The 15,959-nt window shown below is 70.5% G+C and carries 16 protein-coding genes and 1 riboswitch; of the genes, 13 read left to right on the top strand and 3 right to left on the bottom strand.

Going from position 1 to position 15,959, the window contains the following annotated elements:
• Positions 1-44 precede the first annotated feature (44 nt).
• From ACZZ98_RS12960 to bar, 12 genes are all read left to right on the top strand, one after another.
• Positions 45-1,883 (top strand): hydantoinase/oxoprolinase family protein, encoded by a 1,839-nt coding sequence (locus ACZZ98_RS12960; RefSeq protein WP_463516625.1) that lies wholly within the window; start codon positions 45-47, stop codon positions 1,881-1,883.
• Positions 1,880-3,814: a hydantoinase B/oxoprolinase family protein gene (locus ACZZ98_RS12955; RefSeq protein ID WP_463516624.1), complete on the top strand. Its 1,935-nt coding sequence runs from the start codon at positions 1,880-1,882 to the stop codon at positions 3,812-3,814. Before ACZZ98_RS12960 ends, ACZZ98_RS12955 begins: the two co-directional genes overlap by 4 nt.
• Complete coding sequence (locus ACZZ98_RS12950; RefSeq protein WP_463516623.1) at positions 3,811-4,638, top strand: NmrA family NAD(P)-binding protein; 828 nt, start codon at positions 3,811-3,813, stop codon at positions 4,636-4,638. Before ACZZ98_RS12955 ends, ACZZ98_RS12950 begins: the two co-directional genes overlap by 4 nt.
• 46 nt (positions 4,639-4,684) lie before the next feature.
• A complete protein-coding gene (locus ACZZ98_RS12945) occupies positions 4,685-5,029 on the top strand; it encodes a PadR family transcriptional regulator (protein ID WP_463516622.1) in 345 nt (114 codons plus the stop codon).
• Positions 5,026-5,658: an HAAS signaling domain-containing protein gene (locus ACZZ98_RS12940; RefSeq protein ID WP_463516621.1), complete on the top strand. Its 633-nt coding sequence runs from the start codon at positions 5,026-5,028 to the stop codon at positions 5,656-5,658. Before ACZZ98_RS12945 ends, ACZZ98_RS12940 begins: the two co-directional genes overlap by 4 nt.
• Before the next feature lie 89 nt (positions 5,659-5,747).
• Positions 5,748-6,923, top strand: coding sequence for a CaiB/BaiF CoA transferase family protein (locus tag ACZZ98_RS12935; RefSeq protein ID WP_463516620.1), 1,176 nt, complete (start codon positions 5,748-5,750; stop codon positions 6,921-6,923).
• Positions 6,920-8,449 (top strand): carboxyl transferase domain-containing protein, encoded by a 1,530-nt coding sequence (locus ACZZ98_RS12930; RefSeq protein ID WP_463516619.1) that lies wholly within the window; start codon positions 6,920-6,922, stop codon positions 8,447-8,449. Before ACZZ98_RS12935 ends, ACZZ98_RS12930 begins: the two co-directional genes overlap by 4 nt.
• Positions 8,439-9,299, top strand: coding sequence for an alpha/beta fold hydrolase (locus ACZZ98_RS12925; protein ID WP_463516618.1), 861 nt, complete (start codon positions 8,439-8,441; stop codon positions 9,297-9,299). The genes ACZZ98_RS12930 and ACZZ98_RS12925 overlap by 11 nt, the downstream gene beginning before the upstream one ends.
• Complete coding sequence (locus ACZZ98_RS12920; protein WP_463517780.1) at positions 9,241-9,519, top strand: helix-turn-helix domain-containing protein; 279 nt, start codon at positions 9,241-9,243, stop codon at positions 9,517-9,519. Before ACZZ98_RS12925 ends, ACZZ98_RS12920 begins: the two co-directional genes overlap by 59 nt.
• A gap of 137 nt (positions 9,520-9,656) precedes the next feature.
• Entirely contained in the window at positions 9,657-10,505 is an 849-nt protein-coding gene (locus ACZZ98_RS12915; protein ID WP_463516617.1) for a class I SAM-dependent methyltransferase, read from the top strand.
• Between the two features lie 128 nt (positions 10,506-10,633).
• On the top strand, positions 10,634-11,575 hold the full coding sequence (locus ACZZ98_RS12910) for a carbamate kinase (protein ID WP_463516616.1): 942 nt from the start codon (positions 10,634-10,636) through the stop codon (positions 11,573-11,575).
• Between the two features lie 23 nt (positions 11,576-11,598).
• Complete coding sequence (gene bar, locus ACZZ98_RS12905) at positions 11,599-12,747, top strand: barbiturase (protein WP_463516615.1); 1,149 nt, start codon at positions 11,599-11,601, stop codon at positions 12,745-12,747.
• Positions 12,748-12,857: 110 nt separating this feature from the next.
• Here bar and ACZZ98_RS12900 read toward each other — a convergent pair whose 3' ends face one another.
• Entirely contained in the window at positions 12,858-13,025 is a 168-nt protein-coding gene (locus ACZZ98_RS12900) for a hypothetical protein (RefSeq protein ID WP_463516614.1), read from the bottom strand.
• 106 nt (positions 13,026-13,131) lie between these two features.
• Here ACZZ98_RS12900 and ACZZ98_RS12895 point away from each other — a divergent pair, with 106 nt between their 5' ends.
• Positions 13,132-13,458, top strand: coding sequence for a hypothetical protein (locus tag ACZZ98_RS12895; protein WP_463516613.1), 327 nt, complete (start codon positions 13,132-13,134; stop codon positions 13,456-13,458).
• A gap of 84 nt (positions 13,459-13,542) precedes the next feature.
• Here the strand turns inward: ACZZ98_RS12895 and purH are convergent, their stop codons facing one another.
• Together purH and purN are read right to left on the bottom strand one after the other, a co-directional pair.
• Positions 13,543-15,180, bottom strand: coding sequence for a bifunctional phosphoribosylaminoimidazolecarboxamide formyltransferase/IMP cyclohydrolase (gene purH, locus ACZZ98_RS12890; protein WP_463516612.1), 1,638 nt, complete (start codon positions 15,178-15,180; stop codon positions 13,543-13,545).
• Between the two features lie 58 nt (positions 15,181-15,238).
• Positions 15,239-15,317, bottom strand: a riboswitch (ZMP/ZTP riboswitch).
• A gap of 1 nt (position 15,318) precedes the next feature.
• Positions 15,319-15,918, bottom strand: a complete 600-nt coding sequence (gene purN / locus ACZZ98_RS12885) for a phosphoribosylglycinamide formyltransferase (RefSeq protein ID WP_463516611.1) — start codon at positions 15,916-15,918, stop codon at positions 15,319-15,321.
• Positions 15,919-15,959 lie beyond the last annotated feature (41 nt).

Here is a 15,959-nt window from a genome sequence, read left to right as displayed (position 1 = left end):
AGGTCGAGCAGCTGGGGTTCATCACGACCGAGGGCTACGAGTTCATGCTCGAGATCGCCCGCCAGGCCGTGCCCGACGGCTACGGCAACTCCTACTTCTGGGTGAAGCCGCCGCGCATCGTCGCCGCCGACCACGTGCGGACGGTCGGCGGGCGGATGGACTTCGAGGGCAACGAGATCCGCCCCTTCGACGAGGAGGGCGCGACCGCCGCTGCCCGCTGGTTCAGGGAGCGCGGGATCACGACGATCGGGGTCTGCTTCCTGCACTCGTATGCCGCCGACGACCACGAGCTGCGCATGCGCGAGATCCTGCGCACCGAGCACCCCGAGGCGATCGTCTCGATCTCCAGCGAGGTGCTGCGCGAGTACCGCGAGTACGAGCGGTCCATGACGACGCTCGTCGACGCCGCGGTCAAGCCCAACGTCAGCCGCTACGTCACCAACATCCACAGCCGCCTCGAGGGCTTCACCGGTGGCTCGGGACGGGAGATCCCGTTCTACATCATGAAGTCCAACGGCGGTGTCCTCTCGGCCGACGAGGTCGTGCACCAGCCGATCACCACGACGATGTCCGGCCCGGCGGCCGGCGCCCTCGGAGCGGCGCTCATCGCCCAGAAGGCCGGCTTCGACAAGATCCTCACCTGTGACGGCGGTGGCACCTCGACCGACGTGTCCGTCGTCCTCGACGGGGAGCCCACGCTGACGACCGAGGGCACCGTCGGCGCCTACCCGAGCAAGATCCCGATGATCGACGTCGTGACCGTCGGCGCCGGCGGCGGCTCCATCGCCTGGGTCTCACCGGAGGGGGCGCTCAAGGTGGGGCCTCACTCGGCGGGTGCCGACCCAGGTCCGCTCTGCTACGGCAAGGGCGGGACAAGCCCCACGATCACCGACGCCCACGTCACCCTCGGACGCATCCCCCCGCACCTGCTCGGTGGCGAGATCCCGCTCGACGTCGAGGCCGCCCGGACCGGCATCGAGGCCCTCGCCGAGCAGCTCGGCCTCGACTACGAGCGCTGTGCCACAGGCATCCTCGAGATCTCGGCGTGGAACCAGGCCAACGCCCTCCGGCAGGTGTCGGTCAAGCGCGGCCTCGACGTGCGCGACTTCATGCTCACGACCTTCGGCGGGTCCGGGTCGCTCCTCGCCTGCCTCCTCGTCGACATCCTCGACCTCGCCGGCGTCGTTGTCCCACCCAACCCCGGCAACGTCAGCGCCTTCGGGTTGCTCACCGTCGACGTCAAGAACGACTACGTGCAGACGCAGGTCGCCAAGCAGGCCGCGCTCGACCATGCCGCGATCGAGAAGACGTTCGTGTCGCTCACCGAGCGTGCTGCCGCAGCCCTCGCCAAGGAGGGGTTCGCCTCGGCTGAGCACCAGTTCACCCGCACCGTCGACCTGCGCTACTTCGGCCAGGCCTACGAGGTGCGCGTCGTGGCGCCCGCTGACGCGGACGTCGACGATGCGTATGCCGCGAAGGTCGCCGAGGCGTTCCACGACGAGCACCGCCAGCTCTACGGCTACGACTTCCGTGGCGACCCCACCCAGCAGGTCGAGTGGGTCAACCTTCGGGTGACCGGCGTCGGCCCCATCACCCGACCCGAGCTGCGCGAGATCGCCTCCGCCGAGGGCGGATCCGACGGCTCGGTCGAGGACCGGGCGCGCCGATCAACACGCCAGGTGTGCTTCGACGCGGACGACGGCTATGTCGAGACCGGCGTCTGGTGGCGCCCCGACCTGATGGCGGGTGACTCGGTCGCGGGTCCGGCGATCATCGAGGAGTTCGGCTCGACCGTCCCGGTCCACCCCGGCTTCGTCGTCAGGGTCGACTCCTTCGGCAACCTCGTCATCACCAGGACCGCAGCAACGGAGGACGTGCGATGAACACGGCTGGACTGCCCACGGCATACGAGCACGGGAAGCGCCTCACCGCACCCGGGAGCACCGTCGACCCCATCCTCGTCGAGATCGTCCAGGGCACCCTGGCCAGCGTCGAGATGGAGGTCGAGACCGCGATCGCGCGGACCAGCCGGAGCCCCATGATCCGCGACGCGCACGACTTCCGGGCGGGCATCCACGACCGCCAGCTGCGCAAGCTCACCGGCCGCTCCTACAGCGCACTCGTCCACCCGATCGTCCGCGACTTCCCTCTCGAGGAGATGGCCGAGGGCGACGTCTTCTTCCACAACGACGTCTACGAGTCCGAGGGTGGCATCGGCCACCTGCCCGACCTCTGCGTCACCGTCCCGGTCTTCCATGACGGGGCCGTGGTCGCGTTCGTCCAGGCCTTCGGTCACCACGACGACATCGGCGGCGCCGTGCCCGGCTCGATGCCGAGCAACGCGACGAGCGTCCACGAGGAGGGTCTCTCGGTTCCCCCGATCAAGCTGTGGGACAGGGGCGTTCCCAACAAGGCGGCCCTGCGGATCATGACCCGCAACTCACGCATGCCCGACAGCCTCGCTGCCGACCTCGACGCCGAGTGCTCGGCCTGCCTCATGGGCGCCCGGCGCCTCTCCGACCTCTTCGCGCGCTACGGCCGCGACGACATCGAGACGGCCTTCGACGCCATCCTCGACAGCACGACCGAGACCTACCGTCGCGAGATCCTCAGCAAGATCCCCGAGGGGACCTACGTCTGGGAGGACTACGCCGAGCACGACGGTGTCGACGAGCCACGGCTGCACACCCAGCGGATCACCCTCACCAAGGTCGACGACGCACCGGCCGACCCGGAGACCAACTTCAAGGGCGGCGCGCGCCTCATCGTCGACTTCAGCGGCACGGCGCCCCAGGCCAAGGGACCGATCAACCACTGCGGCGACTACGTGGGCGGCAACTTCCTCAAGAAGTGGCTCGCCCCGATCCTGCGCAACCTCGCCGACACCCCCGAGCGGATGGCCGAGCTCGACGTCAACGAGGGCATCGTGCCGCTCATCGAGATGCGCTTCCCCGAGAAGGGCACCCTCCTCACCCCCATCTACCCGGCGCCGACCAACGCCCGCACCTTCGTCATCCTCCGGCTGCTCGGCGTTCTCGCCGGTGTCGTCGCCAAGGCGGTCGACGGCCAGATGCCGGCGGACCAGGAGACGATCCGCTACACCGGCGTTTACGGCAAGGACCGCGACGGCAACGACTACCTCATGCGCGAGGTCCTCGGCGGCGGCTCGGGCGGGCGCTACTACGCCGACGGTGAGGACACCATCCATGTCGTCCCCGACTCCCGCAACCTGCCGACCGAGTTCACCGAGTCCCGCTTCCCGTTCATCGTCGAGCGTCTCGGGCTCGCGGTGGACTCCGGTGGCGCCGGCCGCTATCGGGGCGGCCTGGGCTACGAGAAGCACATCCGGATGCTCCGCGACGGACACTTCATGTCGATCGCCGACCGCTCGATCCTCGCCTGCTGGGGAGTCAAGGGCGGCAAGGCGGGTATGCCGTTCAGTGTCGTCATCGACCCCGGCGGTCCCGACGAGCGAGAGGTCGACGCCCTCGCCGACGCCGAGCCGATCAAGGCCGGTCAGGTGGTCCGCATCCGCACCACGGGTGGTGGCGGCTGGGGCGACCCGCTCGAACGTCCCCTCGACGAGGTCGAACGCGACCTGGTCTGGGGCAAGGTGTCCCTGGAAGGTGCGCGGACGGCATACGGCGTCGTGGCCTCCGGCGGCAAGGACGACGTGAGCGTCGACGTCGAGGCGAGCGAGGAGCTGCGCGCCCGTCTGCGTGAGGAGCGGGACGACGAGCCCTTCTTCGACCGCGGCCCCGGCTATGCCCAGCTCGCCGCGGGCGCCACTGCCAGCGAGTACGACTGGATGTGAGCGAGGTCCTCGTCCTCGGCGCGGCCGGGAAGACCGGCCGCGCCATCACGCGGGCTCTCGTCGACCGCGGCGTCGCCGTGCGGGCAGCCGTCCGTCCCGGGTCCTTCTCCTCGCCGTATGCCGGTGCGAACGTCCGGGCGGTCCCGCTCGACCTCGAGACCGGCGAGGGTCTGGCCGCGGCCATGGCGGGGGTGTCCGCCGTCTACCACCTCGCCCCCAACGTGCACCCCGATGAGGTGGGGATGGCACGCCGGGTGGCTGATGCGGCTGTGGCAGAGGGGGTTTCGCGGTTCGTCTTCCACTCCGTCCTCCACCCCGACGACGCGTCGATGCCGCACCACCTCCGCAAGGCCGAGGCGGAGCAGGTGATCCGGACGCGTGTGGGGTCGGCCACGATCCTGCGCCCGGCGGCCTACCTGCAGAACCTGGGCCAGGCGGCGCTCGCAGGACGCATCGAGGTGCCCCACTCGCTGGACGCACCCTTCACCAACGTCGACCTCGATGACGTCGCCGAGGTCGCGGCCCGGGTGCTGACCGACGACGGTCACGCCGGCGCCACCCATGACCTCGCCGGCCCTGAGCGGCTGTCCGTGCGAGAGATGGCGACGGTCGCCACCGACATCCTCGGGCACCCCGTAGAGGCGGCCGCCATCCCGCTGGACGACTGGCTGGTCGGTCCCGGCGCGAGGCTGCCGGAACAGGCTCGCGCCGATCTCGCTGCGATGTTCCGCAGCTACGACCGCGCTGGGCTCGTCGGCGACCCCAGTGCCCTGCGCGGGCTCCTTGCGCGCGAACCCCGGACCTGGCGCGACGTCCTGAGCTGAGGGCTGACGGCCCGCTGCCGCCGCTGCGTGCGCTATCTTGTGTCGCATGGTACCCAGCGACGACGCCATCCTGACGCACCTGCGTCGTGGTGCCCTGGAGTACTGCGTCCTCGCGATGCTTCGGGAGCAGCAGCTCTACGGCCTCGACATCGCCCGACGCCTCACCGCCGACGGGATCCTCATGTCGGGCGAGGGCACGCTCTATCCGCTGCTCGCCCGTCTGCGCAAGGCCGGGCTCGTCGACACCCAGTGGCAGGAGTCGGTCGAGGGGCCACCCCGCCGCTACTACTCGCTCACCGCCGAAGGGCGCGCGGCCCTCGACGCCTTCACCCGCACCTGGAAACCGTTCCGGGACGCGGTCGACACCGCCATCCAAGGGGGCACGTCATGACGTCAGCACTCAGCCACCCGCTCGTCCTTGCCTATCTGCGCGACCTCGAGATGCTGCTCCACGGGGTCGAGCCCGGCGAGCGGGCCGAGGTCCTCGGTGGGGTGCGCGAGCACCTCGATGCCTCTCTGACGCCGGGCGCCTCCGACGAGGAGGTGCGTGCCGTGCTGGCCGAGCTGGGATCACCTCACTCAGTCGCCGATGAGGCGTATGCCGGCCGGCCGGCTCCCGCGTCGGCTCCACCCTTGCCGTCCCGGCCCAACCCTTGGCCCGCCCACATCGCGAACGTCATCAACGGACTCAGTCTGGTGCTGCTGACCCTCCTCAGCCTTCTGAGAGGGGTGGGTTCGGGAGCCATGGCGCCACATTGGGTCGAATGGTTCTTCTTGGGCACAACGTTCGCGATCCCCTGGGTCCTCCTCGTCGTGCTGACCTCCTTCACGGACGCCTGGGGTTCGGGCGACAAGCTCCGCTCGATCCTGCTCTACCCCACGACCCTCGTGACGCTCGCCCTGTCGACCTGGGTCGTCGGTCTCGCGCAGATCGACGTCCTGGGGCTCGTGGCAGCACTGCTCGTCCTCGCCGGGGCAACGTCGGTCCTCGTCGGCCTGGTCCGCACCACCCGCGCCTGAGCCTTTGGCAGAAGGTGACACCGTGTGACGTCCGTCTTGCCATCACCTCACCGATCCTCTGACCCGTCCGGCTCCCTAGGCTCGATCCCATGACCGGACCCCTGCAGGACATCACCGTCGTCGACCTCTCGCGCGCCCTCGCCGGGCCGCACGCCGCGATGATGTTGGGGGACATGGGCGCTCGCGTCATCAAGGTCGAGACCCCCGGCACCGGCGACGACACCCGCGGGTGGGGACCTCCCTTCGTGGGCCCGGAGGACGACCCGATCTCGACCTACTTCCTCGCAGCCAACCGCAACAAGGAGTCGATCACCCTCGACCTCAAGTCCGACGACGGCCGCGACGTCCTCACCAGGCTCGTCCAGCGCTCGGACGTCCTCATCGAGAACTTCCGCCCCGGCGTCCTCGACCGCCTCGGCTTCACCGTCGAGCGGCTGCACCTGCTCAACCCCCGCCTCGTCGTCCTGGCGATCAGCGGGTTCGGCCACGACGGACCGCAGGGTGGACGCGCCGGCTACGACCAGATCGCCCAGGGTGAGGCTGGGCTCATGTCGGTCACGGGCCCCAGCCCCGATGAGCCCACCCGCATCGGCGTCCCCATCGGCGACCTCCTCGCCGGCATGTACGGCGCCTATGGCGTCGTCTCCGCCCTCCACGAGCGCAACACGACCGGCAAGGGTCGGGTCGTCCGCACGAGCCTGCTCGCAGCGGTGGTGGGTGCGCACGCCTTCCAGGGCACGGCATACACCGTGGCCGGACAGGTCGGCCACGCGCAGGGCAACCACCACCCGGCGCTCTCGCCCTATGGCCTCTTCCACTGCGAGGACGGTGATGTGCAGGTCGCGTGCGGATCCGAGTCCCTCTGGGTCAAGCTCGCCGAGGGTTTCGACATCGACCCGCAGCAGCCAGGACTGGGCACGAACCGTGAGCGCGTCGCCCACCCGGACCTCGTCCGCTCGACGCTCAACTCGGCCTTCGCCACCTGGCGGCTCGACGACCTCCTCCCCCGCCTCGCCGAGCTTGGCATCCCCTCCGGGGAGGTGCGCACGATCGACCGCGTCTACGACTGGGACCAGACCCGCTCGCAGGGGCTCGTCCTCGACGTCGACCACCCGGTGCTCGGCTCCATCGAGATCCCCGGGCCACCGATCCGCTTCGACGACAACGCCTTCGCGGGCGGCCGCGAGACCCACCTTGCTCCGCCGACCCTCGGCCAGCACAACGACAGCGTGCGGGCCTGGCTCGCCGAGGAGGACAGGGCGTGAGCGCCCGGCCCTCACGCCCCACCTCGAGTGAGCTCATCGCCGCCGTCCTCGACGACGGCGCCTGGCAGTCCTGGGACGAGGCCCCCATCGCGGTCGCCGAACCCGACAGCCCGTATGCCGCCGAGCTCACCGCCGCTGCCGAGAAGGCCGGCACCGACGAGTCGATCGTCACCGGCGAGGGGCGCATCGGCGGTCACCGGGTCGCGGTCATCGCCGGGGAGTTCAGGTTCCTCGCGGGCAGCATCGGCGTCGCTGCCGCGGAGCGCATCGTCCTCGCCTTCGAGCGGGCCACCCGCGAGCGCCTTCCTCTCTTCGCCGCGCCGGCCTCGGGCGGCACCCGCATGCAGGAGGGCACGCCCGCCTTCGTGACGATGGTCAAGATCTCGGCGGCCGTCGCGGCATACAAGCGTGAGCACCTGCCCTACATCACCTATCTCCGCCATCCCACGACCGGCGGTGTCTTCGCGTCGTGGGGATCGCTCGGTCACGTCACCGTGGGTGAGCCCGGCGCGACGATCGGCTTCCTCGGGGCCCGCGTCTACGAGGCCCTCTACGGCCAGCCGTTCCCGGAGGACGTCCAAACGGCCGAGAACCTCTTCGCCCACGGCCTCCTCGACGCCGTCCTCCCCGTCGAGCTGCTCACCGCCACGGCAGCCCGCTTCCTCGACCTCGTCCTCGCACCGCACGACACGACGCCGGCGCCCGAGGTCCCGCGCGAGCCGCTACCGGATATCCCCGCATGGGACTCCATCCTGTTGTCCCGCAGGCCTTCTCGTCCCGGAGTGCGCGCGCTGCTCAAGCTCGGAGCCACCGACGTGCTGCCACTCTTCGGCACCGGCGCCGGCGAGTGGGACCGGTCGCTCTTCCTCGCGCTCGCCCGCTTCAAGGGCACCCCCTGCGTCGTCCTGGGCCAGGACCGTCGGGGCGAGCAGACGCAGGCGCCCCTCGGGCCGTCGGGCCTGCGCGTGGCCCGCCGTGGGATGAAGCTCGCCACCGAGCTCGACCTCCCTCTCGTGAGCATCATCGACACGGCCGGCGCCGCGCTCTCCAAGGAGGCCGAGGAGGGCGGCATGGCCGGCGAGATCGCCCGGTGCCTCGCCGAGCTCGTCGTCCTCGAGGTCCCCACCGTCTGCGTCCTGCTCGGTCAGGGCACCGGCGGCGGCGCACTCGCTCTCATGCCCGCCGACCGCGTCATCAGCGCGCAGCACTCGTGGCTGTCCCCCCTGCCGCCGGAGGGTGCCTCGGCGATCCTCCACCGCACACCTGACCGCGCGCCCGAGCTCGCCACGACACAGCGAGTGCGCTCCGTCGACCTCCTCGAGGACGGCATCATCGACCGCATCGTGGCCGAGCACCCCGATGCCTCCCAGGAGCCCGAGGCCTTCTGTCAGCGGATGGGACTGGCCATCCGGCACGAGCTGGCCGAGCTGTCGGAGGTCGAACCCACCCAGCGCCTCATCGACCGGCACACGCGATACCGCCGGCTCGGGCGCGGCAGCGGTCCTACGATGGAACGTGGCCTCTGACCCGCCGGTCCCCCGGCAGGAAGTCCGCTTCTGTCGCTCCAGCGACGGGGTGCAGATCGCCTATGCCATCCACGGCTCAGGCCCGCCCCTCGTCGTCGACTCCTGCTGGTTGAGCCACCTCCAGTACGACTGGGTCTCCCCCGTGTGGCGCCACTACCTCGTGGAGTGGGGTCGCTCCCACACCGTCATCCGTTTCGACGAGCGCGGCCACGGACTCTCCGACCGCGGGGTCGAGGACCACGGTCCGGCGGTGCGCCTTGCCGACCTCGAAGCCGTCGTCGACGACGTCGGCCTCGCCCGCTTCGACCTCTTGGCCATGGCGCAGGGTGGCCCGATCGCCATCGCGTATGCCGCCCGCCACCCGCAGCGGGTTTCGCGCCTCGCCTTCTACGGCAGCTACTCGGGCCAGCAGTCGAAGGACCCGGACGAGCAGGAGATGGACGACACCCTCGACGCCCTCATCAAGGTCGGGTGGGCCCGTCCGGACTCGGCCTTCCGCCGGGTCTTCACCTCGATGATGATCCCCGGGGCGACCGAGGAGCAGCACGTCTGGCTCGATGAGCTGCAACGCAACGCCACGTCCGCCGACACGGCCCGGACCTCGCGCCGCCAGCGACTGGCCACCGACGCCTCACACCTGCTCGGCCAGCTCACGGTCCCCACGCTCGTCCTGCACTCACGGGGCGACCGGCTCAACGACTTCTCCGAGGCCCGCTACCTCGCGAGTCACATCGCCGGAGCCCGGCTCGTGGCCCTCGAGAGCGAGAACCACATCGTCCTCGAGGACGAACCTGCCTGGGACACGTTCACCCGAGAAGCTGCGGGCCTTCCTCGACGAACCCGTCACTGAACAGCCGCAAGCCGCCACCGACCTCGTTGCCCTGTCCGTCCGCGAGCGCGAGATCCTCGGCCTCGCCGCCCGTGGACTCGACAACGAGGAGATCGCGGCCGACCTCGTGCTGAGCGTCCGCACCGTCGAGCGTCACCTCAGCAACGTCTACGCCAAGCTCGACCTGCACGGGAAGTCGGCCCGCACGGCCGCGGTCGCACGTCTGCTCACCCCCCGCTGACCGGCTCGAACGGCTACGCGTATGCCGCCAGCTCCCCTCTCGCGGCCCGTCACCGTTGCGTGCACGCACCGATGCGCCGCGCGCCGCCGCGTTCCTAGGTTGAGGGCACCAACCACCTCCCGACGGAAGGCCCTGCCATGAGCACCACCGCCCCACCCGGAGCCACACCGGCCACCGACGACGCCGCTCTCAAGGCGAAGCACCGCGCCATGTGGGCGCTCGGCAACTACCCGGCCGTCGCCTCCGAGATCATCGCCTCGCTCGGACCCGTCCTCGTCGCGGCAGCGGAAGTCGGTGCAGGACAGCGCATCCATGACGTCGCGGCCGGCTCCGGCAACGTCGCCATCCCGGCCGCGCGCACCGGCGCCGACGTCGTCGCGACCGACCTCACGCCCGAGCTCCTCGACGAGGGTCGACGCCTGGCCGAGGCCGAGGGGCTCACCATCAAGTGGGTCGTCGCCGACGCCGAGAACCTGCCCTGCGACGATGGCGAGTTCGACACCGTCCTCTCCTGCGTCGGTGTGATGTTCGCGCCGCACCACCAGCCGGTCGCCGACCAGCTCGTCCGGGTCTGCCGTCCCGGCGGCACGATCGCCCTCCTCAGCTGGACGCCCGAAGGCTTCATCGGGCAGATGTTCGCGACGATGAAGCCCTACGCGCCGCCGCCCCCTCCCGGTGCTCAGCCGCCCCCGCTCTGGGGTCATGTCGACCACCTCCAGGAGCTGTTCGGCGACCGGGTCACGATCACGAAGGCAGTCCAGCAGGACCTCGTCGTCGACCAGTTCCCCACGCCACAGCACTTCGTCGACTTCTTCAAGACGAACTACGGCCCGACGATCGCGGTCTACCGGTTCATCGCCGACGACCCCGACCGCGTCGCAGCCCTCGACGCCGACCTGCTCGCGCTGGCGGAGCGCTTCGACCGTGGCACGGACGGCACCGTCCTCGACTGGGAGTACCTCCTGCTCACCGCAACCCGCACCTGACCCACACCTGACAAACGGGGCGCTCCCGCCTGTCAGGTGATGCCAACGCCGGAGGCGAGCCCCCTCCCTAGGCTCGCCGCAGCGGCATACCGACGGGGTATGCCGTCCGGTCCCGGAAGGTGAGGCACGTGCGAGTTCTCGTGGCACTCGGCGGCAACGCCATGACCTCGCCAGAGGGATCGGCGGCGCCGGGCGACCAGGTGCGCGCCATCACCGAGGCGATGGAGCACGTCGCCGAGCTCGTCGCCGCCGGCCACGACGTCGTCCTCACCCACGGCAACGGCCCCCAGGTGGGCAACCTCCTCGTCAAGAACGAGGTCGCCGCGGCTGTCGTGCCGCCGGTTCCGCTGGACTGGTGCGGCGCGCAGACCCAAGGGACCATCGGGTTCACGATGCTCGACGCGCTCGAGCCGGCGCTGGCCCGTCTCGGGGTGGTCCGGCCGGTGGCGGCCCTGGTGACCCGGACCCTCGTCGACGCCGACGACCCACACTTCCGCGAGCCCACCAAGCCGATCGGTCGCTACCTGCCCGCTGACGAGGCGCGACAGATGATCGACCACGGTCAGCGCTGGGAGGACCGTGGCGACAAGGGCTGGCGCCGGGTCGTCGCCTCCCCCGAGCCGCGCGAGGTCCTCGACCTGCCCGCGATCCGCGCCCTCGTCGACGCCGGCCAGGTCGTCATCGCGGCCGGGGGCGGCGGCATCCCCGTCGTGCGTGAGGCCGACGGCTCACTGCGGGGGGTCGAAGCAGTCATCGACAAGGACCTCACGGCCGCCCTGCTTGCCCACGCCCTCGCCTGCGACATCCTCATCATCGCCACCGACGTCGACCACGCGATGGTCGACTACGGCACCCCTGACGAGCGCCCGCTCGAGTTCACCTCGCTTGCCCAGATGCAGGCGTATGCCGCCGCGGGCCAGTTCACCTCCGGGTCGATGGGACCCAAGGTGGACGCCGCCATGCGCTTCGCCGAGTCCGGGGGCCGCAGCATCATCACCTCGCTCGCCCACATCACCGATGCCGTCGAGCGCGAGTTCGGCACCATCATCGACACCAGCCCCGAAGAGTGACTCCTCCACAGAAAGGTCCAGTCGTGCCAGAAGCCATCGAGGTCCGCAAGGTCCCTCTCCACAGCGTCTCCGACGCCTCCGAGCTCGCCAAGCTCATCGACGACGGGGTGATGGAGGCCAGCCGCGTCATCGCCATCATCGGCAAGACCGAGGGCAACGGTGGGGTCAACGACTACACCCGCATCATCGCCGACCGGGCGTTCCGTGAGGTGCTCGTCGAGAAGGGGGCACCCGCCGACCAGGTCAAGCAGGTCCCCATCGTCTGGTCGGGCGGGACCGACGGCATCATCAGCCCGCACGCCACGATCTTCGCGACCGTCCCGGCCGAGAAGGCCGAGCAGTCGGATGAGCCGCGCCTCACGGTCGGGTTTGCGATGAGCGAGGCGATCCTGCCCGAGGAGATCGGCTACGTCGGCATGGTGACCAAGGTCGCCGACGCCGTGAAGGTCGCCATGGAGCGCGCCGGCATCACTGACCCCGCCGACGTGCACTACGTGCAGACCAAGACGCCGCTGCTCACGATCCACACCATCCGCGACGCGAAGTCGCGCGGCCAGAAGGTGTGGACCGAGCACACCCACGAGTCGATGGACCTCTCCAACGGCACGACCGGCCTCGGCATCGCCGTCGCGCTCGGCGAGATCGAGATGCCGACCGACGAGGACGTCATGCACAACCGCTCGCTCTTCTCCGCGGTGGCGTCCTGCTCCTCCGGGGTCGAGCTGGACCAGGCGCAGGTCGTCGTCGTCGGCAACACCCGTGGGGTCGGCGGCCGCTATCGGATCGGCCACTCGGTCATGCGCGACGCCCTCGACGCCGACGGCATCTGGGAGGCCATCAAGGACGCCGGCCTCGAGCTCCCCGACCGCCCGCACACCAGCGACATCGAGGGTCGGCTCGTCAACGTCTTCCTCAAGTGCGAGGTGAGCCAGGACGGTCAGGTCCGCGGTCGCCGCAACGCCATGCTCGACGACTCCGACGTCCACTGGCACCGCCAGATCAAGGCGACCGTCGGTGGCGTCACCGCGTCCGTGACCGGTGACCCGGCCGTCTTCGTGTCGGTCTCCGCAGCCCACCAGGGCCCCGACGGTGGTGGCCCCGTGGCCGCGATCGTCGACCTCGGCGAAGGTGACCCGACCGGCTACGCCGCACCCGGAGCCCCCGCCAGCTGACCCCGCCCTTGCCGGCTCCAACCTCGACGTGTTGCGCAGGAGCCACCTCTGAGAGCCCGAAATGGGCCTCCGGAGGTGGCTCCTGCGCAACAGGTGGTGGGCGATCTCGGTCAGAGAGGGCCGTTCCACTGGCCGAGCTGGGTCACGGAAGCGTCGGCGTTGGCCTGGTCCGCGCCTCCTGCCTGCTTGTAGCCCCTGTCGTGGCCGAACCTGCGGTCATAGAGCCACGCGCCGATGAGAACGACGACGAGCACGATCCCCGTGATGGTCCAGAACATGTCCCCTGCCCCTCCCCACCGGCGCGAGCGTCCGGGGTTGCTGCCCAGTGTGGCACTACGCATGCAACCGCGGAAGGAGGTCGTGCCGGTGGGTTATCGTCCGGGCATGATTCGCACCCTCAGCCGTCGTCCGTCCACTCTTGCCGCCCTCGCCCTCGTCGCCACGACCACGTGCGTCGCAGTGCCGGTCATGACCGCCAGCACGGCCTCAGCAGCGGTGACCTGCGACGTCTGGCGTTCCAGCGGCGCCGGGCTCACCGGCTTCGCGCGCTGCACCTACGCCGACGGGTACCCGAAGTTCCAGGTCAAGGTGCGCTGCAGCAACGGCAGCCTCGTCTACGGGCCCGTCGTGCGCCTGGGTTCGACCACCTGGGCGACCTGCTCCTCGAGCCAGGGCGGAGTCTCCTCCATCGCCGTGGTCGGCAAGTACTGACCGGTGAGCGTCGAGATCGGGTGACACGCACGGGATCGGCAGCCGTCGCCCGCGTGTCGCCCGATCTCGACGGCACAGACCACCTCAGTGGGCGAAGTGCCGGGTCCCGGTGAAGTACATCGTCACGCCGGCCGCCTGGGCCGCCTCGACGACCTCGCCGTCGCGCATCGACCCGCCCGGGGCGACGACGGCCCGCACACCGGCGTCGAGCAGGACCTGCAGTCCGTCGGCGAACGGGAAGAACGCGTCCGAGGCCGCCACTGCACCGCGCGCCCGGTCCTGGCTGTCGGAGTTCGCCCGCAACACGGCGAGGTGGCACGAGTCGACGCGGTTGACCTGACCCATCCCGATGCCGACCGAGGCACCGCCGGAGGCGAGCAGGATGGCGTTGGACTTCACGGCGCGCACCGAGCGCCACGCGAACTGCAGGTCGGCCAGGGTCGCGTCGTCGGCCGGGTCGCCGGACACGAGGCGCCAGTTCACGGCGTCGTCCCCACCGGTCACGGCGCCGTCGTCTCCGGTGACCACGGCCTGCACGGTGTCCCGGTGCTGCATGAGCAGCCCACCACTGATCGGCCGGATCTCGGCTCCACCGCGCGACGGCGCCGCAGCCTCCAGCAGCCGGATGTTCTTCTTCGCGGTCAGCACCTCGAGCGCATCGGCGTCGAACGCAGGCGCCACGACGACCTCGGTGAAGATGTCGGCCACGGTGCGGGCCATCTCGACGGTGACCGGACGGTTGGTCGCGATGATCCCCCCGAACGCGGACACGGGGTCGCAGGCGTGAGCCTTGGCGTGCGCCTCCGCCACGTCCGAGCCCACCGCGATGCCGCAGGGGTTCGCGTGCTTGATGATCGCGACGGTCGGCTGGTCGCCGTGGTCGTGGGCCGCACGGACGGCAGCATCCGCATCGACGTAGTTGTTGTAGGACATCTCCTTGCCGTGCAGCTGCTTCGCCTGCGCCAGCCCCGGCTCGGGCACGAACCCACTCGCATACAGGGCAGCGCTCTGGTGCGGGTTCTCGCCATAGCGCAGCACCGCAGAGCGGTTCCACGTCGCCCCCACCCACGCAGGGAAGCCGGTCCCGTCGCTCGAGTCCGTGTAGGCGTTGCCCATCCATGACGCCACGTGCACGTCGTAGGTCGCGGTGTGCACGAAGGCGGTCGCGGCGAGCTTGCGGCGCTGCTCGAACGTGAAGCCCTGCCCCCGCACGGCCTCCAGAACAGCTGCGTATGCCGTCGGGTCGACGACCACGGCGACGCTGGGGTGGTTCTTGGCAGCCGCCCGGACCATGGACGGCCCGCCGATGTCGATGTTCTCGACCACGTCGTCGGCAGGTGCGCCGGAGGCGACGGTGTCGGCGAACGGGTAGAGGTTGACGACGACGAGGTCGAACGCCTCGACCCCGAGCTCGGCCAGCTGCGAGACGTGGTCGGGCTTCCGGGTGTCGGCGAGGATGCCGGCGTGCACCAGCGGGTGCAGCGTCTTGACGCGGCCCTCGAGGCACTCGGGGAAGCCGGTGAGGTCGGCGACCTCGGTCACCGGGATACCGAGCCCCTCGATGAGCTTCGCGGAGCCGCCGGTCGACACGATGGCCACGCCGGCCTCGTGCAGACCGCGAGCGAGGTCCTCGAGCCCGGTCTTGTCGAAGACGGAGATGAGGGCCCGACGGATCGGACGCAGGTCCTGCGTGGGTCCGGGCGGGGTGACGGAGACGGCCATGGCGATGGCTCCAATCGCGGTGCGAGGGCGTGCGGGGACAAAGGGGTGCAGTCAGAAGCGGGAGCACCCAGGCGGGCGATGCTGGTCCCTCGTGACTCCCCGGTGGTGGTCCACCTGCGCCAGTCGTCGCCGACGATCCTAGCGCCCGGGCAGACCCAGCTCGCCACGCCCCAGGCGACCGACGAGGTCGACGAGCAGCTCGCGCTCCTCCACCTTGATCCGCTCGTGCAGCGTCTCCTCGGTGTCGTCGTCGTGCACCACGACCGCACGCTGGGCGAGGATCGGTCCGGTGTCGACGCCGGCGTCGACGAGGTGTGCGGTCGTCCCGGTCACCTTGACCCCGTGGGCCATCGCGTCACGCACGGCGTGCGCCCCGGGGAAGCTCGGCAGCAGGGCCGGGTGGGTGTTGAGGATCGTCCGGACACTCAACGTGGCCAGCCCGAGGATCTTCATGAAGCCGGCCGTCACGACGAAGTCCGGTGTGCGAGAGGCGATCTCGGCAGCCAGGGCCACGTCCCAGGCGACGCGGTCGGGGAAGTCGCGCACGCGGCATACAAAGGTGTCGATCCCGGCCCGCTCCGCGCGCCGCAGGCCTTCGATGTCGTCCCGGTCCGCTCCCACGGCGAGGATCCGGACCCCGTATGCCGGGTCGAGGCTGGCGTCGATGAGCGCCTGGAGCAGGGTGCCGGACCCGGAGACGAGGACGACGATGCCGGCGGGTGCGTTCACGCGGAGCACCCTACCGACTCATGGACCGCCAGCTCGGGGAGCAGGAGGAG

Source organism: Knoellia sp. AC549, from assembly GCF_979258975.1.
This window is presented reverse-complemented; position numbering and strand designations above follow the sequence as displayed.

What these genes read in the sequence shown, in the direction of transcription:
- ACZZ98_RS12915 (WP_463516617.1), top strand. Translation starts at nt 9,657, where the DNA reads ATGAGCACCACCGCCCCACCCGGAGCCACACCGGCCACCGACGACGCC.
- ACZZ98_RS12960 (WP_463516625.1), top strand. Translation starts at nt 45, where the DNA reads ATGCTCGAGATCGCCCGCCAGGCCGTGCCCGACGGCTACGGCAACTCC.
- ACZZ98_RS12895 (WP_463516613.1), top strand. Translation starts at nt 13,132, where the DNA reads ATGATTCGCACCCTCAGCCGTCGTCCGTCCACTCTTGCCGCCCTCGCC.
- ACZZ98_RS12940 (WP_463516621.1), top strand. Translation starts at nt 5,026, where the DNA reads ATGACGTCAGCACTCAGCCACCCGCTCGTCCTTGCCTATCTGCGCGAC.
- purH (WP_463516612.1), bottom strand. Translation starts at nt 15,180, where the DNA reads ATGGCCGTCTCCGTCACCCCGCCCGGACCCACGCAGGACCTGCGTCCG.
- ACZZ98_RS12935 (WP_463516620.1), top strand. Translation starts at nt 5,748, where the DNA reads ATGACCGGACCCCTGCAGGACATCACCGTCGTCGACCTCTCGCGCGCC.
- ACZZ98_RS12955 (WP_463516624.1), top strand. Translation starts at nt 1,880, where the DNA reads ATGAACACGGCTGGACTGCCCACGGCATACGAGCACGGGAAGCGCCTC.
- ACZZ98_RS12945 (WP_463516622.1), top strand. Translation starts at nt 4,685, where the DNA reads ATGGTACCCAGCGACGACGCCATCCTGACGCACCTGCGTCGTGGTGCC.
- ACZZ98_RS12900 (WP_463516614.1), bottom strand. Translation starts at nt 13,025, where the DNA reads ATGTTCTGGACCATCACGGGGATCGTGCTCGTCGTCGTTCTCATCGGC.